This window comes from Streptomyces sp. NPDC008238, from assembly GCF_042956445.1.
Lineage (GTDB): Bacteria > Actinomycetota > Actinomycetes > Streptomycetales > Streptomycetaceae > Actinacidiphila.
Genome location: NZ_JBIBGK010000005.1, coordinates 39,279 through 62,181 on the forward strand (window position 1 = coordinate 39,279; position 22,903 = coordinate 62,181).

Genomic DNA, 22,903 nt, shown 5'->3' on the forward strand with positions numbered 1-22,903 from the left:
GTCCAGCAAACTCATTACACGGTCTCCTGCACACAGAGTGATCAACAGCTCGCACCGAAGCTGACGCGGAACGTCCGGGCGGTCTGGCTGTGCGACAGGCTCGACCACAAGTAGTGGGTGCCGTCGGGCGCCGCGTTCGCTCGCACCCGACCCGGTTCCAAGCGCTGGCTCAGGCCGGGTGCGTGTCCGTGATCGCGATGACCTCGTCGAGGCGGTCCAGGGCGGCCTGCAGGTCGTCGATCTTGCCCTGGATGCGTTCGCGCTCGACGCGCAGCATGGCTCGTTGCCCGGCGTCGGTGTGCCCGGAGACCCAGCACGGAAGGAGTTCGCTGATCCTTCGGCTGGTCAGGCCGGCGGCGAACATCTGCTGGAAGAAGCGGACCAGAACGATGGCGTCCTGCCGGTACAGGCGCTGGCCGGACGGGCTGCGCTCCGCGATGAGCAGCCCCTGCTGCTCGTAGTAGCGCACGGCGCGGACCGAGACGCCGGCACCCCGTGCCACCTCGCCGATGCGGATCAGCCGCTCGGCCGCGGCCCCTGTGACGGACATGGTGATTCCTCTCACCCATGGCTCTGACGACCAGCACTTGCCTCTGACGTCAACGTCAGGTTTTAGCGTACCGGACATGGACATCAACAACTGCGTAGCCCTTGTCACCGGAGCCAACCGCGGTCTGGGCCGCGCCTTCGCCCAGCGCCTGCTCGAACGGGGTGCCCGCAAGGTCTATGCGACGGCCCGCCGACCGGAGACCGTGGGCCTGCCGGGGGTCGAGGTGCTGACCCTCGACATCGCCGATCCCGCATCCGTGAGGGCCGTCGCCGAGGCGGCCCCGGACGTCTCGCTGCTCATCAACAACGCGGGAATCTCCACGGGGACCGACCTTGTGACCGGTTCGCTGGACGTGGTGCGGCACGAACTGGAGACCAACCTGTTCGGCCACCTCGCGATGATCCGGGAGTTCGCACCGGCGCTCGCCAGGAACGGCGGGGGCGCGATCGTCAACGTCCTCTCTGCCATGTCATGGTTCGGGAGCAAGGGTGCCAATGCCTACCACCTGTCCAAGGCCGCTGCCTGGGCCATGACCAACGGCGTCCGCCTGGAGCTCGCCGAGCAGGGCACGCTGGTGACCGCGGTGCACCTCGGCTTGGCCGACACCGACATGGCCACGGGCTGGCCGGTGGACAAGATCGCGCCGTCGGACCTGGCCGATGCGGCACTCGACGGGGTTCAGGCGGATTCCGCCGAGGTCCTCGCCGACCAGTGGAGTCGGGACGTCAAGTCCCGTCTACCGCTGACGCCGGAAGAGTTCAACGCCGCGATGGACCGCGCCATGGCGGCACTGATGGCGGCCTGAGGAGCCCTTCGAGCCGCCCGGACTTCGGTCAGCTGCTTCTCGGCTTCGGCTGGCGCCGCCCTGACGTCGGGGGCGGACGCTGTCGTCCAGACCCCGGGATGTCTCCGTCACCTGGTCCTACCGGGCGCGTAGCCGTCGTTCGGCACAGCCGGCTCAGCCACTCCCCCACCGGTGGCCGGCCGCACCCCGCGTTCGCCCCAGCGCAGGTCGTCCACCGCCAGGTCCGGCTCAGGTGGATGAGCTGATGCATACCCCCGGGAGAGCTGGGCAGGCGGGTCTGTGGCCGCGCCGCTCACCCCTCCCTGGCGGCGCGGCCAGTGGCGTCACGGCCGCCGCGGCGATGGCCTCCTCTCGCACGCGGCGGCTGGTCGTCCCGCTCCACCGGGTACGTCGCCAGCGGCGTGCCTAGAGCTCGAACACCATCTGGCGGTCCGGCCCGCGCATGCGGAGCTCCGCCGGGTCCGCGAGCAGCAGCAGCGGGTGATCCTGCAGCAGAAGAAGGGGGCAAGCATCCTGGTAGCGCTGTACCGGCTGCACGTGAAATATCGCGGGGTACCGGGCCACCCGTACCCGCGGGCCGACCGTGAGCACTCATGTGCCGGATCGCGGGGATCAGAGCGAGAAGTTGCTACGGCTACGCCTGTGGGGTGCGGCCGCCGAGCCGTGACCCTCGAGGAAGTCATCTGCCGACTGGTTCAGCCGAGGCAGTGATACGAACCGGGCCAATCTATTGACATGATCACCTAATCTTTCGGAGCGGAGGGTACCCACGGCTCACAAGGGGGAAATGATGCTGGTGGTGGAGGCGCGGACGTGTGACTTGCCTGCCGACGAACGGTTCGACTATTGGTGCAACCTGACCGCCGAGTCTCTCCTGCCGAGCACGCTGTCGAGCGCGCACACGGCGAACTTTGAGGCAGAACTGCGGCTGGTGGATCTCGGCAGCGTGCAACTGACGAAACTCCGGTATCCGCCGCTGCGATCCCTACGGACCCCGCAGCTGGTCCGTAGGTCTGATCCCGAGTGCTACCAGGTCATGCTCACCCTGCGCGGAGGTCACCTGCTCACCCAAGGCGGACACGACGTCGTCGGCGCGGCAGGCGAGTTGCTGCTCTACGACACTTCGCGGCCCTGGCACGGCGCCGCCTGGTCCGACTGCGGACACATCAGCAGCATCATGCTGCAGCTGCCCCGGACGCTGCTTCCTCTACCGGAAGGGAAGGTCCGTTCCCTCAGCGCCGGGCGGCTACCGGCAGGCGACGGTGTAGGGGCACTCCTGGCCGGGTTTCTACAACAGTTGTCGGCCGATGCCCATACCTACACGGCGTCGGACGCTTCTCGGCTGGCCGCCGTCACGGTCGATCTGCTGGCAGCCGTGTGCGCCCACCACCTGGACGCTGAGACGCAGTTGCCGCCTCAGACACACCACCGAGCCCTGATGCTGCGGATCCGTGCCTTCATCGAGCAGCACTTGGCCGACCCCGGCCTGACGCCGGCCACGGTCGCCGCCGCCCACAACATCTCCACCCGACAACTGCACCGTCTCTTCCAGGCGCAGAACATGGCCGTCGCCGGGTGGATACGTCGTCGTCGGCTGGAGAACTGCCGCCGCGACCTGGTCAACCCCCGGTACGGGCAGCACACGGTTCAGGTCATCGCCGCCCGTTGGGGGTTCACGGACAAGGCACACTTCAGCCGCCTCTTCCGGGCCACCTACGGCATGCCCCCCGGAGACCTGCGCCACCTGGCCCAGCACCAGCACGGTGGACGGGCAACGTCCACAGCGGGGCACCCACGCACAATGATCCGGCGCCTCCCCGGAACCGGCACCGCGCGCGCCGGCACACCAGGACCACCCACCCATGATGAGTGGTGATCGTCGTGGCTGCCGGCGCACGGCACCCGAGGGCTGACCCTGGTGCACACGTTGCGGAGCGAGGGCAGACCTGTGGCAGGCGTGCTCAACGAACCGCGTCACGGCCTGGTGTCAGCAGGTGATGGAGTCGATGTAGACATGGTCCACGTCGAAGAGCTTGAGCCAAATGCTGCTCTTGCCCCGGCGGTCGGTGGTCTGGCCGGGCAGTCCCCAGTAGTGCCACTTCGTGACGCAGCCGCGGTAGAAGCGGACAGCATCGGTGTCGTAGTAGGAGGCGTGGTTGCTGGACCAGTCACCCGGCGGAAGTTCGACGTCGGCGGGCCATCCCGACCACGTGCCGGGCTTCGTGACGCAAGGCAACTTGTCTTCGCCCTCATGCCACCACCCGGAGGAGACTCCCCAGCACCAGTTGTTCGCGATGCGGACGTTCATACGTGAGTTGTTGCTGACCTCTCCCCCACAGCCCTGCGTGCTGCATGTTCCCGCCTGAGCGGAACCCGGCATGGCCAGCAGTGCTCCCGCCCCGAGCACTGCCGCCAGTGCGGCCCGAACGAATATCCCTGCTGTCGGCCTCATGACTGAAAACCCTCCCCGTTCACCTGAGCCTGATGAGCCCAGCGCCATCGGAATGAGGCTGCGCCGGACGCCAGCCGACGTGCTGGCGTACAGAGTCTCGGGCTTGACGGTCGCACTGTCGTTGACCGCCGGCGCCAGGCCGTTGACGATAAGTGCCCGCCCCGTGGTCTTCGCCATGCGAACGGCCGGTTGCCGTGGTCTGCCCGGTCAGTGGAGCACGTATCATCCGGGGTGGTGCTCGTGCCGGTGATCCGACCGCCGTGCCCGGCTGATCGAGTCGGTTGACGACGTCCTCCCGGCCTTGCGCGGCCTGGAGCGGCGCTGAGGACGCGTTCCCGCGCCGTTTTCGCCGTCCGCAGCCTCCACCTGACGGCCATCATCCGGCACGCGACCTCAAGGAGTCCCAGGACCCGAGCGTGAGGCCCTTACGCCATCGGCCCACGACACCGAGGCCGGGACACCCCGTACAAGGGCACCCAGAGCGGAGCCGTGGTCTGGGATCCGCCTCGCGCCTGACCTGACGGGCCGTTCTCTCTCGCTGTGTTCTCCTGCGGTGCGGGGCGTCCGGTGATGTCGGGATCAGCCGGACCCTTCGTCCACCGCGTAGGTCTGGGAACCCGCTCGCAGGTTGGCCTGCGCCCTGCGGTAGGCGCGGCGGCTGGGTACCTCTGCCTGGGTGTTCTGCGCGTCGCGGCGGGTGGTCAGTGCGGCGAGTGCCTCACGCGCCTCCCCGAGGGGCCAGTCCGGCAGGTCGATTTCGCGGTGCTGCCGTGCGGCCGTCTGGATCTCCAGGAAAGCGTTGGCGGAGGCTGCCGCCTGCCCCGCCCGCTGTGGCGCGTTGACCGTGGTGAGTACCGCGCCCAGGCCTGCCGAGACCAGCGCGAGGATGCCCGCGGGAGTGCCGCCTGTGGACTCCACCAGCGCGGTGGTTCCCGCGACCGCAGCGAGCAGGGTTGCCGGAATGCCCAGCAGCCAGTGCAGCGCCCTCCAGCGCTTGGCCTCCTCGAACTGCGTCTGGGCGCTGTACATCGCGCTCTCCTCCAGGCGCCGGAACTCCGCTTCGAACGCGCGGCGGCGGGCGTCGCCACCGGCGGTCACGTCCGTACCGGAGGGGGGATCTGGTTGAGCGTCAGCGGTGTCCACCTGTCCACGGTAGCCGCCTGGCCCGGTCCCCCGAAGCCCGTACGCCACGGCCTATGTGGGGAGTTCGGCGTCGTACGCGGCGAGCGCCGCGTGCGCGGGGTGGTGCCGGTGCAGTCCGTCGATCATCTCGTGCCAACGGGTGGTCCCGATCAGCTCGTTGGCGTGCAGCGAAGCCCGGAGTTCCGCGGCTGGGACCCGGTCGAGGAAGGGCAGGGCGAGGGGCGGCGCGTCCAGGCCGATGTCGAACTGCCCGTCCGGGACGGGCACGGTGAGGAAACCGTTCCAGCCGGAGCCGACCCGGTCAAGCACCATCCAGTACCGGGAGGGGGCGCCCGCCCCGGCGGTTCCCCGGACGGGGCTTACCCGCACCGGGTAGCAGAGCGGCCCGTCCTGCGCCGCGGATCGGGCGGTCGCCCTCCCGTCGTCCTCGATCGCCAGCTCGACGTCCACCATGCCGTCGCGCGTCACCGCCACCTCAGCGGCCAGCGGTCGTTCGTGCAGGGTGACCACCCCCTCGTCCTCCTCCCCCGAGGAGGCGAGCAGGACGAACTCGGAGTCGAGACGCGCCGTCAGGGACAGATCCACGAGGACCGTCGAAGGGCCGGGGGTGGGGCTGGTCAGCCGGGTCCGGGCCAGCCGGGCGCCGTGACGGAGCACCGGGTCGGCGCCGAGCCGTTCGGCCAGCGCGGCAAGCGCGGACCTGGCGGAGGCCGGGAGGCGCGCCGGGTCCGCCGTGAGCAGCCCGGTGAGCAGCGCAGCCGCCTCGCGCCCGAACCAGAGGTCGTCCCGGTCGCCGCGCAGTCCGGCTTCGAGCACCGAGAGCGGACCGGCGAGCGAGGTGGCGGCCGGCGTGAACCAGTGGCGCAGCTCCCCCGCCTGCGGCGACCCCACGACGCCGGTCGCGGACGAGCGCGGGGTCCCCGCGGGATCAAGGAGCGCGGCGGCGGAGTGTGCGGCGGCCTCGACCCGGCCCCAGGGCAGGCAGTGGAAGAGGGCTGCGGGGGCCGCGGTCTCCCGGTCGAGGCGGTGCAGCAGGAAGTAGCGCAGCTCCAGGCTCTCCGCCCGCAGCCGTTCCACGGTCCGGGGATCGGCCGGGACGGCGGTCCAGGACTCCTCGAGTGCCGCGACCAGGCCCACGCCGTCCTCGGTGACGGACAGCGGCCTGCCGAAGTCGTCGAGTTCGACCACCAGGGACCCGTCCGGAGCCCGCAGGGCGAGGGCCGGGACGGGTGGTCCGTACCGGCCGACGGTGACGCTCGTCCGCGTCCAGGCGGCGGTACGGAACCGGCTCATCTCCCGGGCGTCGGCCCGCTCGTTGCCGTCGTTGATCCGTCCCAGGGACGCGGGGGCGCCCGGCGCACCCGGTACGAGGCGAGCGATCCAGCTGCTCAGTGGACGGTGCACGGCCATCACGCCCTCCTCCTGGGCCGCGCCCATCATGCTCCGGGCCCGGTGATCCGCGCGAGCAGCTCGGCGACGACCGGCCCGTAGGCGCGGACCGACTCGGCGGGGAGGCTGTCCGACCCGCCGGGAAGACACGTGCCGGCCTGCTCCCGCAGACGCTCCCAGGCGAACTCCCCGCGCTCGTCCAGCCGTGCCACGAGGTCCGCGGGGAGGGATACGGCCCAGGCCCGCACGGCGCTGTCGTCCAGGCCGTGTTCTTCCTCAGCGCCGCGGTCCAGGAGGGGCCCGCCCTGCCGTCGGGCCGTGCGTTCATCGCCAGGCCGCTGCCAGCGCAGCAGGAACTTCAGCGCGCGCAGCAGCAGTTCCGCGCAGGTCTCGGGGTCCTCCGGCGCACCGGCGAGAACGAGTCGGCGGGGTCCATCGCCTCCATGCGGGAGGTCGCGGAGCGCCCGCCCGAGCGGATCGACGACGACGCGGTGCAGCGGGTCGTACAGCAGGGTGTTGACGGTGAGGTCGCGCTGCCGGCCGTCCTGGTCCAGGTCCGTACCGGTGGCGGGGTAGGGCAGCCCGCGCACGCCGAGGCCCCGGTAGTCCAGGACGCGGACGTCGCGCTGCGGGGTGAGGACGGAGCAGACCAGGCTGTCGGGGCTGAACCGCGGGGGGCACTCGGCGCTGAACCCGTCCCGTTCGAGGACGTCTTCGGCGAGGTCGCAGAAGGCACCGGCCGGGGCGGTGCCCGTGGCGTCCAGGTCGCCCACCTCGTCCGGGCGGAAACCCGACAGGAGGTCGCGCGGGGCGCCCCCGGCCAGCCAGAAGCCGTGCCCGGACGCGGCGAACCGGTCGATGAGGGGCGCGAGGAAGCGGGGGCCGCGCACGCCGTGGATCAGCTCGTCGAAGGCTCGGGTCAGGCCGGGAGCGAGGTCGTCGACGCAGTGGATCCGGTCCCGCTGCAGCCGTGCGTAAGGGAGGTGGCCGACGCGCTCCAGCGCCGGGTGCCGGGCGGGGTCGGTGCTGCGTGACGGCGGCTCGCTGTGCTCGTCGCCTTCGAGGAGCAGCCGGTCGTCGGCGGAGGTCGGCGCGGCGGGGGCCACGCAGCCGAAGCCGACGACCCGCCTGCCGTCGAGGACGTCCCCCGTCATGATCGGGCCGTCGGCGGCCCGCGCGTCGGCACCGAGCCGTGCCGCGGCCCCCGGGTCAGCGCCGGCTCCGTCGTCCGGCGACGCGTCGCCGGCCCGGCACGGCGGGATCTCGTGTTCCGTGCCCGCCTGGGATCCGGCGGCTCCAGGGCCGGTCATCCGGCGGCCAGTCCGGTCCATCGTGCCTCCCCGTTCTCCATGCGCATGATCAGCGGCACGGGCACGGACTCCCACACCGAGTACGTCGACCCGTAGTAGTCGGTGTCGGAGCGGTCCGGTTTCAGGCCCAGTACGGCGATGTCGTGCAGTTGCTCCGGGGTGCAGGTGATGTCCTGCTCCGGCTCGTCCACACACATGGTGAGACCCGGATACATCAGCCCCTGGGGCCCGTTCTTGCCGGGGTGGGCGCGGATCGCCCGGAGGATCTCCGACGGCGCCTCGCTGCGCCGGACCCACTGCAGCACTCCCTCGCCGCAGCCGGCGCAGAGCCGTACCAGTGCCTCGGTGTCGCCGTCGGCGGCGGCTCGCTCGATGCGGCGGGCCAGCCGGACCATCGCCTCGGGCAGCGCCTTCCCGTGGTTGTCGACCTCCGTCACCGCCGCACCGGGGGGTTGCGGCCGGGCGGCGGGCGCGGCCGCGGCGGCGCTCTCCGCCGGGGTGAAGACGAAGGTGGAGACACCGTCCGCCAGTACGCGTTCCCCGGCGCCGGAGGTGAGGCTCAGGGCACCGGTGGGCAGGCTCATCCCGTTGGCGACGTGGGCGTCGCCGCGCAGCCGCGCGACCCGTCCGTCCGCCCCGAGAGCCAGTCCGAGCAGGCCGGATCCGAGGTAGGTCCACTTCCCGTCGCGTACGTAGTAGGTGACGGACCGGCCGGGGTACCGGGCCTGGCAGCTCTCGATGCCCGCGTAGGTCACGGTCAGTCCCGCGCCCGCCCAGGCGGCCGAGGCGATCGAGCGCTGGTCCCCGATCAGCGCCTGACGGAACGCGGTGTCGCTCGGCAGCAGGCGCGTCGGCCGGCCGGACGTGCCGGAGTGCTCGAAGAGCGTGGAGACCGTCCAGCAGGCCCCGCCGCTGTCCGCGCTGCCCCAGGCCACGCCCTTGCCGTCGGGTGCCCGCCACGCCTGGGTGAGGGTGGACGGCTGCTTCGGCGGCAGGAGCGGGCGGACGCGTCCCCGCCGGTCGACGGCGTCGAGTGTGCCCTGGCCACGGAAGACCCCCGGACCTTCGGGCAGAGGGGTGAACAGGGTGACGTCCTCGGCCCCTCCGGTGACGAGACTGGCGAACGGTCCCTTGGACCGGCTCAGTGCGATCCGCTGCGGATCGCCGGTGGCCGGGAACACCAGCAGCGCGCTGCCGTCGCTCGCGAGACTCACGGCGTCCTCACCGAGGAAACCGGCCCCGCTGCAAGGGCAGCCGTGGGAGACCTTCTTGCCGGTGGTGACGTCGAGGACGTGCAGCCGTCCGGTGGTGTCACCGTCCTTCGCCGGGTCCGTCCAGACCAGCCGGCGGCCGTCCGGTGACCAGGTGAGCCGGTCCGGTACGAGTGCTCCGGTACGGTCCGCCTGCCAGGTACGGCCGGCGGCGTCGGCCACCATCACCGCCTGTTGCTTCGGCCGGACGTAGGCGAGAACGGGCCGTTGACGATCCGCCGCCGAGGAGGAGGGGCCGGTGCCCCGGGCACCCGCGGCCTTGTCGTCGGTGTCCGCCGAGCACGCGGCGGTGGCCACCAGGGCGGCCGACAGGAGGAGGGCCGCCAGGGTGCGGACACGGAAAGGCATGGATAAGGGAGTCATGCGTCGGTCACTTCTCCTCGGCGCACAGATCGATGTACGGATGGCGGTCGCCTACGTGCTTGGCCCACTCCTCGCGGGAGAGCCCCTTTCCGCCGGTCCATCGGCAGATGCTCCGTTGCCAGTCGATGCCGCCCACCTTCCAGAGGTTCAGCGGCCCGGCGGCGTTGTCGGTACGGAACGAACGGGTGACACCGACCAGCATGCGGTCGTCCGGCGACCAGTACAGGTGGATGATGTCCCCGGCACCGTTCCGGTGCAGGGCGGGCATCGACAGCAGTCCTGTCGCGGTGTTGTGGACGAGGACCTGGTCGGCGAAGCCGACGGCCGTCCGGCTCCCGTCGGGTGACAGGGCCACCGTCCTCGCCCCGGTGCCGACGTCGGGCACGCGCAGTGGGGACCCGGTGGCCCGCAGCTCCGCGTCCAGGTACCGGACGCTGTCGCCGTCGACGAGGAGGGCGAGGCGGGAGCCGTCCTGGCTCCAGTCCAGCCGGTACGCGCCGGGCGTCCTCACCGTCCGGGTGGTGGCGTCCCGCGGCGTGGTCAGGTCGATGGCGACGAGCCGGGCATCGTCCTCGCCCGGCCGTTCCAGGACGACCGCACGGGTCCCGTGCACCCGCAGGTCGATGCCGTCGGCGAGGGGAACGGTGTCCAGTTCCTTCCAGGTCCGGGTGGACCAGACGGTCACGGGGCCGGTGACGTGCCGGGCGATCAACAGGTGGGCCTCGGGCACGAACGCGACGTCGGTGACGATCCGCTCGGCGCTGGGACGGTCCGTCTCGTCGACGCCGGAAGGCCGCAGGTCCCGCAGCCAGGTGCCGTTCCGCCGCCACACGGCGATCGTGCCCCGCCCGTTGAACTGTCCGGCGCCGGCAACGTACTCCGCGCTCATCGCGACGTCGTTGACGAAGAACGTGGCGGAGCGGTAGGTGGTCTCGTGCGGCCAGTCCGTCCGGGCGGAGAGGGAGGGGTTGTCTCCGGTTTCCGGACGCACCGTGTACAGCCCCTCGGCGGCGTGCACGAGGTCCGAGAACGAGGAGAGGAGCAGCCGTCCGTCCGTACCGAAGGCGGCGGCGGTGGTCTGCGATGCCGTGCTGCGGCCCAGCGGTCCGGGCTGCTCGTCAAGGACGTTGACGCGACCCCCGAGCCCCGCGGAGACCACCGTGAAGTCAGCCCCCACGGCCACGGCGGTCGCCGCACCTCCGCGGGGCTCGTCGAGGCCCCGGCTCGCGGCGGCGTCGTCCCCGGCGCCGACCGGTACGAGAGCGGTGCCCGCGTCGCCGGCGATCGCCACGCTGCCGCTGTGCTCGACCATGGCGCGGGGGGCCGTGGGCAGATTGCCCACCGCGAAGGTGAGCTGACGGCGCCGGGCCCGGTCCCATGCCTGAACGCCCTTTGGGCTGGCGAGGACGATCAGCTCGTCGGTCGCCCCGATGTGCGTCGGCGTGTCCTGGACGTCCTCCTGATCGATCTCCACCGCCACCTTGTGACTGTCGAGGCCGACGGAAACCACGCGGTTGTTCGTCAGCAGCAGGACCACCCGCTCCTCGGCGGGCTCCCGGTCGGCGCGCTGATTGGGGCTGGTGGCCACCGAGGCGTCCACCACCACGCGCAGGCCGCCGGGCAGCCCCGGGACACTCATCGAGCCGAGCCGCCGGCAGTCGGTCTGCTGACGGGTGGTGGTGTCGTACTGGGCCATCGTGCCGTCGTCCCGCACTTCGACGAGCCGCACTCCCCGGTCGGTGAAGGCGATCGCCGCGGTCCGGCTCTCCGCCCGTGCACAGGTCGGCACCGGCAAGGTGCCCCGCAGGACGGGTTCGTCGTCCAGCACCTCGTACAAGGAGACGACCGAGGAGCCGCGGGCGGCGAGCAACCCGCTCACGTCGTTGAGCACCAGGCCGCCCACCTCGCCGGGCGCCTTCCCCAGGAGCTTCCCCGTGCGCAGGTCCCAGGACTTGACGCCCGAGTCGTTGCCCGTGGTGTAGACGCGGTCGCGTTTGTCGTCCACGGCGACGCTGTCCACCCGGGTGGGGCTGGCCTGCCAGGACAGCCGTACGCCGGAGTTGGTGTCGAGCACGTCGCGCATCGCCTGGACGGCCCGCGGGGTGTCCGGTGCGATACGGCTTCCGGCGAGGCCGAGCAGGCCCGCGAGACGGGGGTCGGTCTGCCGGAGTGACAGGGCCTCCGCGGCGAGATCCGCCGCGAGCGCCTTGTCCGCCTCCTGCTCGCCCGCCTTGGCCAGGAAGACCGCCAGGCCCGTGACCATCGCGAGGACGACCAGGAGGGCGGGCCCGGTCACCTTGGCCCAGCGGGCCAGGGCCGGCCCGTCCCACGTCCGGGCCAGGCGGGCGGCCTCGGAGACGGTGGAGGCGACCAGCAGGTTCGCGGACCTGTCGCCGTGCCACGCCTGACGTGCCTCGTCCTCGTCGGTCTTCGGGACGATCACGTTCTGTCCGTTGTCCGCCGCCTTCAACTTGCTCGCGTAGCCGCCCACGCTGACGAGTCCGCCCGCCCGCGTCCCGTCGAGCCCACCGACCAGCGCCGTACGGGAGTTGAGACGACGCAACGCCGGCAAGGAGAGCCGTTCCCTGAGGCTCCTGGAGGAAGGTGGGCCGGACCGGTTGCCGGAGCGGCGACCCGCCTCGCCGATGAGCACGCCGAAAGCACAGCCCAGCGACCGGTCGGCCACCATCCCCACGACCCCGTCCGCGCCGGTGAGGGACCACAGCACCGTCCCGGTCGCCTCGTGCCCGGCCGCCGTCCAGGCGTCCCGGAGGGACTGCTGGAACCGCGCGTCGGCACGGAAGCCGGACATCGTCCGGGGGTCGGGCACCAGCGCGGGCGGCCCCTCGGGCAGCACAGCGACCGTGAGGATTCCGCGTGCTCCGCCCCGCCCGGCGTCGAACAGCACGCCTGCCTCGGTGGCCTTCTGCGGCTCGGGCAGCGCCCCGTCCAGAGTCAGCAGCCACAGCAGGACCGGCAGGGCGAGGTCCCGCTCGTCCTCGCCGAGTCCCGCCGTCAGCCGTTTGATCCGTGCCGCGTGTCCGGGTGCCGCCCGCTCCAGCAGGCTCGTCGTCTCCAGCCCGTCGAGCGGAAGGTGCGCCTGGCAGTGCCGCAGCCACAGCATCCCGGTCCGTAACTGACCCGGCGCCTCCTCCGCGTCGCCGACCAGAGCGAGTGCCATGGCGGCGGAGGCCCGCAGGGCCTGGGCGGCGGCCGGTTCGTCCGCGCGGTAGGGGCCGTGACCCGCCAGGGCCCGGACGCTGGTCGCAGCCGCGGCTCTGGGGGCCAGCAGCCGGTGGACGGCCGTATCCGCGTCGCGGAGGGTACGCAGGACGTCGGTGTCCTCGGCGGCGACGCGTTCCTGCAGGTAGGTGAGGGCGGGCTGCTCAGGTGAGAGCAGGGCGTGCCGCACGCGCCGGGCCGTTGTCCGGTCGGTGACCGACAGCTCCGACGTCAGTAACGCGCGGACGTCCAACGCGGCTGAAGGCTCGTCGGCCACCATGTCTCCCCATGCCCCCGCCGGCGGAAGCGTGCGGTCCGCCGGTCCATCGGCACATGATGGCAGCCGCGACGTCAGGAGAGGGGGGACTTGGGGAGATCCAGACGCTCTTGTCGGTTCTTCCCATCACCTTCACAATCGCTGTCGCGTCCCGGCCGTTGGGTCGCCGAACGTACGGTCGATGCCGAGTGGGGCAGCCGCACCGCCCAGTCGCGGAAGCCGTTGACCACAGCGCCCGGGCCACGTTCCGTCGTCGACGCCCGCCCGGCGCATCCGTTTCCACAGCCTCATCGGACGGACTCCGAAGTCGGCGGCCAACCGCTCGACCGTCGCACTCCAGTCACGCGGTTCCTCGAGGCACCGCTCGGTGGCCGCGGCGGGAGACGCCCGAGCGGACGTCGGTATTCCCTCCCCCGGGCTGCTCGGCTGACGTCGGCTCCCCCGCCGCGTTCCCCCACCTCGCCCGGTTTCCCGGAACGGCAACCGGTGAGCAACGGGAAATGAGACGTGCGCTCATGTCGTTGTGCGCGGTGAGCGCGCTCGGCACCGCAGCGGGAACCGGCTGCGGTGACGACGCTGGCGACGCCCGCGGCTCGAGCGGTGAAAAGCCGGCCGGCGGCGTGCACTCGTAGCGGACTCGCCGACCGCCTCAAGGGCCAGCCCACCGACATTCGAACTGCGATCAAACACTGTGCGCCGGGCAGCCTCCCGGCTTCCGACGGCATTTCTTGCGGTCGCAGCGACGACGGCCTCCGTCCTTCGCGCCCCGTCGTATCCGCACACCGCCCGGACACGTCCGTAGGCGAGTGATCGTCAAGACGTGTCGATCATCCCTGTTCGCTCTGTCTGGGAGGCCGCGGAGCCAGCACTGGGTCAGGTTGTCATTCCGGTGCGAACCGTGAAGGCCTGCGGGAAGTACGCACGCAGGTAGGCGCCGTACCACTGCGGTGACATCGGGCCGCCCCAGCGCGGAGGATCCAAGGGCGAGCCGGGCCGCTCGATGGCGGCCAGCGCGTCCACGGCGGAACGAAGCTGCTCGGACCAGGACGCGTCGTCCGGCTGGGGGCTGACGAGAAGACGATCGATCGTGGTGATGTACAGAGCCTTTTCGGCGATCGACTCCGGCGTGGCCTGCAGCAGGCAAACCCCGTAGCCGCCGGAGAGGTATGTGGTCCACTGCTCGTCTGCCTCGGCAGGGCCGTCGGATAGGCCCAGATGGCGCGCGGCCTGCAGGTAGCGGTCGCGGAACCACTCCGGCAGCGCCTCGACCCCGCCTGCGGCATCGACCGGAGCGAAGAAGTCGACGGCGACCATGTCAGTACCGTCGTCCAGCCGATAGGCGGGTTGGGGTAGCCGACCATCGGCTATCAGCTTCCGCGCGGTTTCCGCACCTTCCTCCCGAGAGGCGGCCAGTTCGTCGAGTTCGACGAACTGGGTGCGGATGTAATGCTCGTCCAGCTCGGCCAACCGGCGTGCGAGGTCAATTGGACCGGTCAGGCGCGGGCATGGCCGTCCGGCGAGGTCGGTAACGTGCTGATCTGCAGCCGCAGCCGAATACGTCGTGGGATAGGGCATGCCCGGAACTATCCCAGGTGGCACTGACATTGACGCGGAGCTGGCGGCAAGGAGCGAGGCTCCAGCTGTCGGACGACGCGAGCTTCGGGACGTTCGACAAGTCGTCGAGGTTGGAAGCGCGCGCCGGCCGGAATAGGTGGGGCGGTGTGCTCACCGCGCGCCACCGGTACTGGGCGGACTCCACGATCTCGAGGGCTATCACCAGGACGGCCGTGCGGGAGCCGACGCCCTTGGTGGCCCTGGTCCGCGGGCGTCTCGCCTGGCTGCACCACCAGGCGGGACGCAATCCTGCAGGCTTTGATCGCCCCCGTTTGACACGTAGAGGTGCAGTTCCTCTTGCAGTGCCCTCGATCCGCACCGGAGGCCCTACGAGCGCAGTGCGCGGGAACCGTGGTCCGCGCGCTTGAGGCACCGCCCGGTGGCCGCAGCGGGAGGCACCTGAGCGGACGTCGGCACTCCCCCCAGCTGCTCGGCTGACGTTGACTCCCCCGCCGCGTTCCCCCACCTCGCCCCCGGTTTCCCCGTCCGGCAGCCGGTGGGCAACGGGAAACCCGTCGACGCCGGCCGGGCGGCGCCACAAGTCTGTGTCCCGTCGGCACACGGCACGACCGTGGCCGGCGGCAACCGAAGGGGGCGCCCTCTCCGGTACCGCACGGGGAACCGGGCGGCACCGGGGATCCAGGGCCATGAGGCGGCAGGGGGAATCGGGGTCCATGAGACGTGCGCTCATGTCGTTGTATGCGGTGACCGCACTCGCCACCGCCGTGGTGACCGGCTGCGGCGACGGCGGTGACGACTCCGGCGACGCCGGCGGACAGACGCGCCAGGACACCGGCGTGCGCACACCGGCGCTGACCTGGCGGCAGGAGCTCCGCGTCAACGACGCCCTCCAGCGGCTGACCAGCCGGTGCATGGAGCGCCAGGGCTTCACCTACCAGGAGGAGCGCGAGTTGACGCTCCAGGAGAACCGGCCCGTGCGCTTCGTCCAGGACGACCCGGCGTGGGCGCGGACCTACGGCTACGGCAGCCGCATCGAGGCGAAGAGCACGAGGCTGCACGAGCGCAACGTCAACGGGACCTACCGCCAGGAACTGCCCGCCACGCGCCGAGCCCTGTTCGACGAGGCCCTGGACGGCGGCGACGGCGCCCGCTTGCTCACCGCCCCCATGCCGAACGGCGGCGAGATCCGCAAGCGCATCGGCGGCTGCACCGAGGAGGCCGAGCGCACGCTCTACGGCGATCCCGCCGAGTGGTTCCGCACCAGCAAGATCGCGCTGAGCGCCAACGCCCTCTACGCCGGGCAGCTGATGAAGGACCCGCAGCTCACCGCGACCGTCCGGGCGTGGTCCGCGTGCATGCGCGAGGCGGGCGAACCCTACCCCGACCCCCGGGCCGCCCAGGACGGCGTGCGGGCCGCGGCCGTGCGGCTGGGCGCGGCACGCGCCGACGAGGCCTTCGCCGCCGAGCGCAGGACCGCCGTCGCGGACGCCGACTGCGCGCGGCGCACCTCCCTGCGGGCCGTGGCCACGGCCCGGGAGAAGCACTACCTGGACCGCCTGCCCGACCGGTACGTCAAGGACATCGACACCTACCGCCGTCTCGGCCGGCAGGCCTACGACCGGGCGGTGCGCATCGTTCCGGAGCGCGACTGACCATCGCGCGCACGGAAGCGCCCCGTCCACCGGCGCGGGCACACCACGGGCACCCGACGCCCCGCCCCGCCGACGCACCACCACCGGGCACCATCGAGAAACGAGGGAAACCACCATGCGCAAGCTCACCGTCTCCGCAGCGCTCATCGGGCTCACCGCCCTGGGCGTGGCCGTCCCGGCCGCCACCTCGCAGGCCGCTGAGAGCAGCGCCGCCGGCGCCGTGTGCGACAGCAAGTGGGGGGCGCGCAACGGCAACATGTACGCCTGGGACGGCTACGACTGCAACGGCAGCCCGATCATGGTCGCCTCCGGCGACAGCTCCAACTGGGGCGCCGCGAACGACCGGGCGTCCTCAGTGATGAACCGGGGCTTCACGGGCAACCTGTCCATCGTGAAGTTCTTCTACTGGCAGGACCACCAGCTCGGCCACACCTGCCTGTACCCCGGCGAGCTGTACGCCGACAACCTGTCGGACAACTACTTCACCGACGGCAACGTCGTGGACAACAACATCCGGTCGCACCAGTGGGTCAACGGCGGCTGTGGGGCCACCCTGACCTGATCCGCCCGGCCGGCCGACTGCCCGCGGGCCACCGCCCTCACCTGGGGACACGCCCCGCCCGGGCACCGCAGCGACGCACGTCCGGAGCCGTCGACCCGGCTCCGGACGTGCGTCTTTGCGCCACAGCGCACGAACGCCGGGATGTCCCAGCCGTCCCCCCAGTAGCCTTGACGTGCGCCGTTGCACGGCCGTACCGCCCGGGGGGACAACGTGGTCAACCCACACCACGCGACCGAAGCAGACCACCACGACGCGGGGAAACCGGATGCGCCGACCACGCACTCGTTCCCCGAGCGATTACGACGACTCCGGCAAGAACGCGGCCTGTCGCTCGCCGACCTGGCCCGCAGGACCCACTACAGCAAGGGCTACCTGAGCAAGATCGAGACCGGCGCGAAGCGGGCGACCGTCGACGTCGCCCGGCTCTGCGACCAGGTACTCGGCGCCGAAGGGAAGTTGCTCGAGCTCGTCGAGCGCGCGCCGCAACGGCCGCCGGGGTCGCGCGAGGAGGCGGACGGCACCGGCGCGCAGTCCCAGGGAGCGTGTCCCTACCGGGGGCTGTCGGCGTTCGGTCCGCAGGACTCGGCGTGGTTCTTCGGCCGGGAGCGGGCGACCGCCGTGCTGATCGAGCGGATCTTCGAACGGCTCGGCAGCGGGCCGCTGATGCTCGTCGCGCCGTCCGGCGCGGGGAAGTCGTCCCTGCTGCACGCCGGTCTCGTCCCGGCGCTGCGGCGCGGTGACTTCCCGATGCCGGGGGCCGACCAGTGGCCGATGGTGAGCCTCACCCCGATCGCGCGGCCGCTCGAGGAACTGCTGGAGCGCACCTCCAAGGCCCTGGGCGAGGACCTCGGTGTCACCGCCGAGCAGCTCCGGCGCGAGCCCAGCAACTCGCCCACGCAGCCGGCGCATGGGAGAGCGAGGGCCACGACCCCTCCGCGCTGTACCGCGGGACCCGGCTGGACGTCGTACGCACCTGGGCCGACGAATCGGACGGATGGAGCCGCCTGAATCCGGGCGAGGCGGAGTTCCTGCGGGCGAGCCAGGCCGCCGAGGACAGCCACCGCCGGCAGCTCGGACGCCAGGCCCGGCTGCGGCAATATCTGCTGGCCACCCTCGCCGTCCTGCTCGGGCTCGCGGTCACCGCCGGAGGCCTCGCCTACCAGCAGCGCGAGAGTGCCCGCAGCCAGGAACGCGTCGCGCACTCCCAGGCCCTCGCCGTCCGCTCGGCCTCCCTCGCCGGCGGCCGCCCCGAGGCGTCGATGCTGCTGGCGGAGCAGGCCTTCCGCACCCACGACACCCCCGAGGCGCGCGGCGCCCTGCTGAGCACCCAGTCCCAGCCGTTCGCCGCCCGGCTCGACGAACACCGCGGCCCCGTCAACACGGTGGCCTTCGCCCCGGGCGACAAACTGCTGGCGACGGGGAGCACGGACGGCACGGTGATCCTGCGCAGCGTCCCCGGACACCGCACCGTCGCCGTGCTGCCGGTGCGCGGGCCGGTGCGGTCCCTCGCCTTCAGCCCCGACGGCCGCACCCTCGCGGCGACGTCGACGAGCGGACCCGTCCAGCTCTGGGACGTCACCCGCCGCCGCATGACGGCGACCCTCCCCGCAGCCACCCGGGCCGCCCGCGCGGTGGCGTTCGCCCCGCACGGCCGCGAGGTGGCCGTCGCCACCTCGGGCGGCACGATTGAGGTGCGCCGGAGCACGGGCGCCCACCGCGTCACCGCCTCGATGCCCGGTCACCGGGGGACCGTGCACGCGCTGTCCTACGCCCCCGACGGCCGCACCCTCGCCTCCGCCGGCACCGACCGCACCGTACGCCTGTGGGACCTGCGCCGCGCCCGCTCCCTCGACGTGCTGCGCGGCCACACCGACGGGGTGCTGGGCGTGGCGTTCTCCCCGGACGGCCGCGCAGTGGTGTCCGGCGGCATCGACCGGACGGTGCGGCTGTGGGACGTGCGCACCGGCCGCCTCACCGCGACGCTGTCCGGCAGCAGCGACGACATCAACGCCGTCGCCTGGACGCCCGACGGCGCCACGGTCGCCGGCGCGGTCGGCGACGGGACGACCCGACTGTGGGACGTGCACAGCGGGCGCCAGACGGGCGTGCTCGCCGGCCACACCGACTACGCGCTCGGCGTCGCCGTCACCTCCGACGGCGCCCTGCTCGCCACGGCCGGCTTCGACCAGTCCGTGGTGCTGTGGAACCTCGCCGGCCGGACGCTCACGGCCCGCCCGTTCACCGAGGTGTGGCAGGCCCAGTACAGCCCCGACGGCAGCCTGCTGGCCACCGCCGACACCGACCACACCGTGCGGCTGTGGGACGCGGGCCGGCGCCGGCTGGCGGCGACCTTGCGCGGCCACACCGAGACGGTCTTCTCGGTGGCCTTCGCGCCCGACGGCCGCACCCTCGCCTCCGCCGGCTCCGACGGCACCGTCCGGCTGTGGGACGTGGCCGGGCACCGACTGCTGGACACCCTGCCGGGCCACACCGGGCAGGTCTTCGCCGTCGCCTTCGCGCCCGACGGCCGCACCCTCGCCTCCGCCGGCAGCGACCGCACGGTCCGGCTCTGGGACACCGCGGACGGCCGCCCGCTGGCCGTGTTTACCGGCCACGAGGACTACGCCAACGACGTCACCTTCAGCCCCGACGGACGCCTCCTCGCCAGCGCGGGCGACGACCTGACCGTCCGGCTGTGGAACGTCACCAGCCACCGCCGGCTGGCCACCCTCACCGGCCACACCGGCGCGGTGCGCGGCGTCACCTTCGCGCCGGACGGCCGCACCCTGGCCAGCAGCGGCAACGACGGCACCGTCCGGCTGTGGGACGTACGCCGCCACCGCACCGAAGCGACCCTGACCGGCCACGTCGGCTCGGTGCGCGGGGTGGCCTTCTCCCCCGACGGCCGCACCCTCGCCAGCAGCGGCAACGACCGCACCGTGCGCCTGTGGGACGTCGACGGTCGCAGGGCGTGGGCGACCCTGACCGGGCACACCAACTCGGTGTGGAGCGTGGTCTTCGCCCCCGACGGCCGCACCCTCGCCAGCAGCAGCACCGACGGCACCCTCCGGCTGTGGGACCTCGACCCGCAGGCCCGGCTGGCCGCGATCTGCCGACTGCGCGCGGGCCTGGACACCCGCGAACTCGCCGCCCTGCTGCCCGGTGTCCCCACGTCCGAACTGCCGCGGACGGCCGCCTGCCCCCGCCAGGGGTGACGGCCGCCTCTCCAGGTGGGCGCGGGTTTCCCGAAGGTTTCCCGTTGCCCACCGCAACGGGGCGACGCCCGCACCTCGACGGGCCCGGGGCGCGGCCCACAGGCTGCTGTCCGACCAGTTCCGCACACCACCAGAAAACGGGGATCCCGGCATGGCCTACCGGACCAGAGTCGTCCACACACTGATCGCCTTGCTCGCCCTTCTCCTCGCCGCGCCGGCCGCGACCGCCGCCGCCGGCCCGCCGAACGCTTCGGGGCGGGAAGCCGCCGCGTGCGGCGCCCTCGCCCCGGGGGCCTCCGCGGCCGCCGAAGCCGCCATCGCCGCCGCATGCGCCGAGGTGACGGCCGGCACCTGGTACACCTGGGGCGGCGGCCACGGCGCCCAACCCGGCGCCACCTACGGCCAGATCGACCCGACCGACCCCGACAGCGCGCACGACCCCGAGCGGCTCGGCTTCGACTGCTCCGGCCTCGTCCGCCACGCCTACGCCCGTGCCGCCGGCTCGGACATCCTCAACGGCACCGCCAGCACGCAGTACTACACCCACCGGGCGGCGAACCGCTTCACCGCCGCCCAGGGCCTGGCCCCGCTGCTCCCCGGCGACCTGCTGGCCTGGGGCCGCTCCGACGACCTGCACCACATCGCCATCTACCTCGGAGCGGGCAAGATGGTCGAGGCCAAGGAGTCCGGCACCCGCCTCATGGTCAGCGATGTCCGCCTGGGCGGCGACTACTACGGCGCCGTCCGCGTCAACACCGGTACGGTGACCGGCAACATCCACCGCACCTGGGGCAGCGGCGTGTGGACCAAGCAGGCGCCCTCGCTCAGCGCCGGCCGCGTCTACGCCTTCCCCGGCCCGACCACCATCCGCGTGCAGTGCCAGAAGCACGCCGAACGCGTCGATGCCGAGGGCTACTCCAACGACGTCTGGGCCTACCTGCCCGACTACAAGGCCTGGATGACCAACATCTACATCCAGGGACCCGCCTGGCTCGTCGGGGTCCCCGACTGCAACACCGCACCGCCCAAGCCGTGACGCACCGGGCGCCGGTGGCCGCTGCCAAGCGGCCACCGGCGCCCGCACCGTCGTGCGCCCGCTCGTGGTCGCTTGCTCGCGTTCCGAGGTCAGGTGGCCGGGACCGGCACGGCCACCGGTTCGTCCTGGCCTTCCCAGGTCACCCAGACCTGCGCCGGGATCCGGCTGCCGGCCACGCCGGCCATGATGAACTCGGTGGCCTCGCCGGGGTGCACGACGGCGTCCTCCGGAACGTTTCGCACGATCCGGTTCATCCGCGCACGGTCCATACGGACGCCTGTCGCGATGGCTGTGCCGGTGTTACGGAGCCGGTACAGCGACTTCCCGACCTGCTCGACCTGCCACGCGACGTCCTGGCCTTCAGAACGGGTGCGCCGCGGTGGGACCACGATGCCGCCGGGGACGCCACCCCCAGGCCGGCCACCCGGTCGGCCTCCGGGGCGGCCGCGGCCGTCCCGGCTCTCATACCCGCCGCCGGGCCGCACGGCCATCTGCCGCACGATCTCCTCGATGGCGTCCGCCCGGCGCTCGGCCGCGGCCGCACGGCGTTCCGCGGCCTCGGCGGCCCGCTGGCTGATCTGCGCGGACTCTTCGTTGAGCGCCGCCTGCTGGGCGGCCTCCGCCGCTTGCCTTCGGTCGCGGCGCTTGGCGTCCAAGACGGCGTACGCGGTTCCCAGGACCGAGATGAGGATGGCCGCCCAGGCCGGGGCGTCGCCCCAGTCAATGCTCATGGCCGGAGCGTATCTTTCGGAACGGACACGTACGGGGGCCGGGGCACGCTGAGCTGCCCACGGCCTCGAGCGCCCCGCAGGCCCGGCTCTCGTGCAGGTGGGCGCCGAATTCCGTTTCACCGGGTGAAAAGGTGCGGATCAGTGTCTGCCGGCCCCGTCGAGGGTGCTTGGGGAGTAGCCGTTCAGTCGCCAGGGTCCGCTGCTTGCTGCCAGCAGGTGCGAGCTCGCTCGGTGTCACCCTGATCGTGCAGGAGCGCGGTCAATCCGGTGGGGATTCCGGCGTTGGCCGGCCCCACCCTCAAGCCCCGGCGACGACGGCGTGACTCTTCACCTCACCCCCCGCCATCGCCTTCCCGGCGGCGACGGAACAGGATCAACGATGTTGCCGCATTGCTTCCTCGACCCTTCTCCTGGCCCGCCGCATCGCCCATGGGCCGGCCATCAGGCCCGCAAGAGCAATCACACCCGCACTGACCAAGGTTTCGGTCCACGGTGTCCCGCTCTGCCTGCACACCACGATCGTCGACGTAGCAACCACAGCATTGAGCCCGAGCAGGATCGCCCAGAGGCGCACCTTAGGCGTGGACATATCAGACATAGGCCGTACCTTAGAACTCGAACACGATCATGCGGCCCGGTCACCATAGTCCTGTCGTGGTGGGACCTGGGAGCGTGGCCCTGGATCACGGGCGACGGCTCGTGTGGGGAGGGGGCACGATGAGCGTGATGTGGGCGGCTACAACGTCGGAATCTGGACTGTTCCATCCGGAAGAGAGACGTTCAGAGGTGCAGGATCTGTCGGATCGCTTCAACAACCTGCGTTCCCGTGGCCAGGGCTACCTCGAGGTTCGGTCGCCGAACACGGAGTTCCCGGTGCTGACATTGGCCTTCCGAGGCAACCACGCGGTCGTCCACCTGATGAGTGACCCCGAGCGGATGTCTCTGCTCGTAGGAGACGGCACTGCGCCCTCGAGTGCCGAGGTCGAAGTCCCGATCATGGACGACCTCGGACTGTTCACGGGGCACTTTGTCCTGGACATCGATCGCGCGTGGGAGCTGGTACACGACTTCACGCACACGTGGGGGGCGGCCGATCCTGTGGGCGAGTGGTGTGAGTTGTAGCTTGTTGATTCTGCGTCTGACGATGTTGTGGGGTTCGTAGGCCCTGCGGTCGAGGGCTGGTGGTCTGCCGCCGTGGCTGCCCTGCCATGTGCGGTGGGCGGCCTGGTCGGTGGTTGTGGGATCACCGCCCGGATCCCGCGCCGCCACAGATGCGAGCGGATCGCCTTCGATGAGCCGGGCTGCCGGTCACCGCCAGCGGGTCGTACTCCCTCTGCGGCGCCAGCTACG

Annotated in this window: 19 protein-coding genes; 8 read left to right on the top strand and 11 right to left on the bottom strand. The window is 72.0% G+C overall.

The features are described from left to right. Positions 1-169: 169 nt before the first annotated feature. Entirely contained in the window at positions 170-550 is a 381-nt protein-coding gene (locus tag ACFZAU_RS14250) for a MerR family transcriptional regulator (RefSeq protein WP_500552357.1), read from the bottom strand. Positions 551-626: 76 nt separating this feature from the next. On the opposite strand from ACFZAU_RS14250, the gene ACFZAU_RS14255 reads away from it, so the two are divergent. Continuing rightward, positions 627-1,355 carry an SDR family oxidoreductase gene (locus tag ACFZAU_RS14255; RefSeq protein ID WP_500552358.1) on the top strand — a complete coding sequence of 243 codons (729 nt, stop codon included), beginning with the start codon at positions 627-629 and terminating at the stop codon, positions 1,353-1,355. A gap of 405 nt (positions 1,356-1,760) precedes the next feature. On the opposite strand, the gene ACFZAU_RS14260 is transcribed toward ACFZAU_RS14255, so the two are convergent. Continuing rightward, the gene (locus ACFZAU_RS14260; protein ID WP_500552359.1) at positions 1,761-1,892 is read right to left on the bottom strand and encodes a hypothetical protein; all 132 of its coding nucleotides are present in this window, start codon (positions 1,890-1,892) and stop codon (positions 1,761-1,763) included. Between the two features lie 250 nt (positions 1,893-2,142). Here ACFZAU_RS14260 and ACFZAU_RS14265 point away from each other — a divergent pair, with 250 nt between their 5' ends. Beyond that, positions 2,143-3,231, top strand: coding sequence for an AraC-like ligand-binding domain-containing protein (locus ACFZAU_RS14265; RefSeq protein WP_500552360.1), 1,089 nt, complete (start codon positions 2,143-2,145; stop codon positions 3,229-3,231). Positions 3,232-3,342: 111 nt separating this feature from the next. Here ACFZAU_RS14265 and ACFZAU_RS14270 read toward each other — a convergent pair whose 3' ends face one another. The 7 genes from ACFZAU_RS14270 to ACFZAU_RS14300 form a co-directional block, all read right to left on the bottom strand. Beyond that, positions 3,343-3,984: a hypothetical protein gene (locus ACFZAU_RS14270; protein WP_500552361.1), complete on the bottom strand. Its 642-nt coding sequence runs from the start codon at positions 3,982-3,984 to the stop codon at positions 3,343-3,345. Between the two features lie 402 nt (positions 3,985-4,386). Beyond that, the gene (locus ACFZAU_RS14275; RefSeq protein WP_500552362.1) at positions 4,387-4,950 is read right to left on the bottom strand and encodes an SLATT domain-containing protein; all 564 of its coding nucleotides are present in this window, start codon (positions 4,948-4,950) and stop codon (positions 4,387-4,389) included. Between the two features lie 51 nt (positions 4,951-5,001). Beyond that, complete coding sequence (locus ACFZAU_RS14280; protein ID WP_500552363.1) at positions 5,002-6,360, bottom strand: hypothetical protein; 1,359 nt, start codon at positions 6,358-6,360, stop codon at positions 5,002-5,004. Between the two features lie 26 nt (positions 6,361-6,386). Then, positions 6,387-7,670, bottom strand: coding sequence for a nucleotidyltransferase family protein (locus ACFZAU_RS14285; RefSeq protein WP_500552364.1), 1,284 nt, complete (start codon positions 7,668-7,670; stop codon positions 6,387-6,389). Then, on the bottom strand, positions 7,646-9,268 hold the full coding sequence (locus ACFZAU_RS14290; protein WP_500552365.1) for a hypothetical protein: 1,623 nt from the start codon (positions 9,266-9,268) through the stop codon (positions 7,646-7,648). Before ACFZAU_RS14290 ends, ACFZAU_RS14285 begins: the two co-directional genes overlap by 25 nt. A 22-nt stretch (positions 9,269-9,290) precedes the next feature. Continuing rightward, entirely contained in the window at positions 9,291-12,785 is a 3,495-nt protein-coding gene (locus tag ACFZAU_RS14295) for a WD40 repeat domain-containing protein (protein WP_500552366.1), read from the bottom strand. Between the two features lie 870 nt (positions 12,786-13,655). Continuing rightward, positions 13,656-14,357, bottom strand: coding sequence for a DUF6058 family natural product biosynthesis protein (locus ACFZAU_RS14300; RefSeq protein ID WP_500552367.1), 702 nt, complete (start codon positions 14,355-14,357; stop codon positions 13,656-13,658). Positions 14,358-15,070: 713 nt separating this feature from the next. Here ACFZAU_RS14300 and ACFZAU_RS14305 point away from each other — a divergent pair. The 5 genes from ACFZAU_RS14305 to ACFZAU_RS14325 all read left to right on the top strand — a co-directional run bounded on the left by ACFZAU_RS14305 (position 15,071) and on the right by ACFZAU_RS14325 (position 20,822). After that, a complete protein-coding gene (locus ACFZAU_RS14305) occupies positions 15,071-16,009 on the top strand; it encodes a hypothetical protein (RefSeq protein ID WP_500552368.1) in 939 nt (312 codons plus the stop codon). A gap of 115 nt (positions 16,010-16,124) precedes the next feature. Then, a complete protein-coding gene (locus ACFZAU_RS14310) occupies positions 16,125-16,571 on the top strand; it encodes a hypothetical protein (RefSeq protein WP_089228656.1) in 447 nt (148 codons plus the stop codon). Positions 16,572-16,781: 210 nt separating this feature from the next. After that, positions 16,782-17,579 carry a helix-turn-helix domain-containing protein gene (locus ACFZAU_RS14315; protein ID WP_500552369.1) on the top strand — a complete coding sequence of 266 codons (798 nt, stop codon included), beginning with the start codon at positions 16,782-16,784 and terminating at the stop codon, positions 17,577-17,579. Between the two features lie 251 nt (positions 17,580-17,830). Further along, the gene (locus ACFZAU_RS14320) at positions 17,831-19,786 is read left to right on the top strand and encodes a WD40 repeat domain-containing protein (protein WP_500552370.1); all 1,956 of its coding nucleotides are present in this window, start codon (positions 17,831-17,833) and stop codon (positions 19,784-19,786) included. A 151-nt stretch (positions 19,787-19,937) separates the two neighbouring features. Continuing rightward, a complete protein-coding gene (locus tag ACFZAU_RS14325; protein WP_500552371.1) occupies positions 19,938-20,822 on the top strand; it encodes a C40 family peptidase in 885 nt (294 codons plus the stop codon). 89 nt (positions 20,823-20,911) lie between these two features. On the opposite strand, the gene ACFZAU_RS14330 is transcribed toward ACFZAU_RS14325, so the two are convergent. After that, positions 20,912-21,553, bottom strand: coding sequence for a hypothetical protein (locus tag ACFZAU_RS14330; protein WP_500552372.1), 642 nt, complete (start codon positions 21,551-21,553; stop codon positions 20,912-20,914). A 373-nt stretch (positions 21,554-21,926) separates the two neighbouring features. Continuing rightward, positions 21,927-22,151: a hypothetical protein gene (locus tag ACFZAU_RS14335; protein WP_500552373.1), complete on the bottom strand. Its 225-nt coding sequence runs from the start codon at positions 22,149-22,151 to the stop codon at positions 21,927-21,929. Positions 22,152-22,270: 119 nt separating this feature from the next. On the opposite strand from ACFZAU_RS14335, the gene ACFZAU_RS14340 reads away from it, so the two are divergent. Continuing rightward, positions 22,271-22,675, top strand: a complete 405-nt coding sequence (locus ACFZAU_RS14340) for a hypothetical protein (RefSeq protein WP_500552374.1) — start codon at positions 22,271-22,273, stop codon at positions 22,673-22,675. Positions 22,676-22,903 lie beyond the last annotated feature (228 nt).

Coding starts and splice junctions, on each gene's coding strand:
- ACFZAU_RS14320 (WP_500552370.1), top strand. CDS start 17,831: ATGCTGCTGGCGGAGCAGGCCTTCCGCACCCACGACACCCCCGAGGCG.
- ACFZAU_RS14335 (WP_500552373.1), bottom strand. CDS start 22,151: ATGTCTGATATGTCCACGCCTAAGGTGCGCCTCTGGGCGATCCTGCTC.
- ACFZAU_RS14295 (WP_500552366.1), bottom strand. CDS start 12,785: ATGGTGGCCGACGAGCCTTCAGCCGCGTTGGACGTCCGCGCGTTACTG.
- ACFZAU_RS14280 (WP_500552363.1), bottom strand. CDS start 6,360: ATGGCCGTGCACCGTCCACTGAGCAGCTGGATCGCTCGCCTCGTACCG.
- ACFZAU_RS14250 (WP_500552357.1), bottom strand. CDS start 550: ATGTCCGTCACAGGGGCCGCGGCCGAGCGGCTGATCCGCATCGGCGAG.
- ACFZAU_RS14310 (WP_089228656.1), top strand. CDS start 16,125: ATGCGCAAGCTCACCGTCTCCGCAGCGCTCATCGGGCTCACCGCCCTG.
- ACFZAU_RS14330 (WP_500552372.1), bottom strand. CDS start 21,553: ATGAGCATTGACTGGGGCGACGCCCCGGCCTGGGCGGCCATCCTCATC.
- ACFZAU_RS14270 (WP_500552361.1), bottom strand. CDS start 3,984: ATGGCGAAGACCACGGGGCGGGCACTTATCGTCAACGGCCTGGCGCCG.
- ACFZAU_RS14285 (WP_500552364.1), bottom strand. CDS start 7,670: ATGGACCGGACTGGCCGCCGGATGACCGGCCCTGGAGCCGCCGGATCC.
- ACFZAU_RS14325 (WP_500552371.1), top strand. CDS start 19,938: ATGGCCTACCGGACCAGAGTCGTCCACACACTGATCGCCTTGCTCGCC.
- ACFZAU_RS14255 (WP_500552358.1), top strand. CDS start 627: ATGGACATCAACAACTGCGTAGCCCTTGTCACCGGAGCCAACCGCGGT.
- ACFZAU_RS14290 (WP_500552365.1), bottom strand. CDS start 9,268: ATGCCTTTCCGTGTCCGCACCCTGGCGGCCCTCCTCCTGTCGGCCGCC.
- ACFZAU_RS14300 (WP_500552367.1), bottom strand. CDS start 14,357: ATGCCCTATCCCACGACGTATTCGGCTGCGGCTGCAGATCAGCACGTT.
- ACFZAU_RS14305 (WP_500552368.1), top strand. CDS start 15,071: ATGAGACGTGCGCTCATGTCGTTGTATGCGGTGACCGCACTCGCCACC.
- ACFZAU_RS14340 (WP_500552374.1), top strand. CDS start 22,271: ATGAGCGTGATGTGGGCGGCTACAACGTCGGAATCTGGACTGTTCCAT.
- ACFZAU_RS14265 (WP_500552360.1), top strand. CDS start 2,143: ATGATGCTGGTGGTGGAGGCGCGGACGTGTGACTTGCCTGCCGACGAA.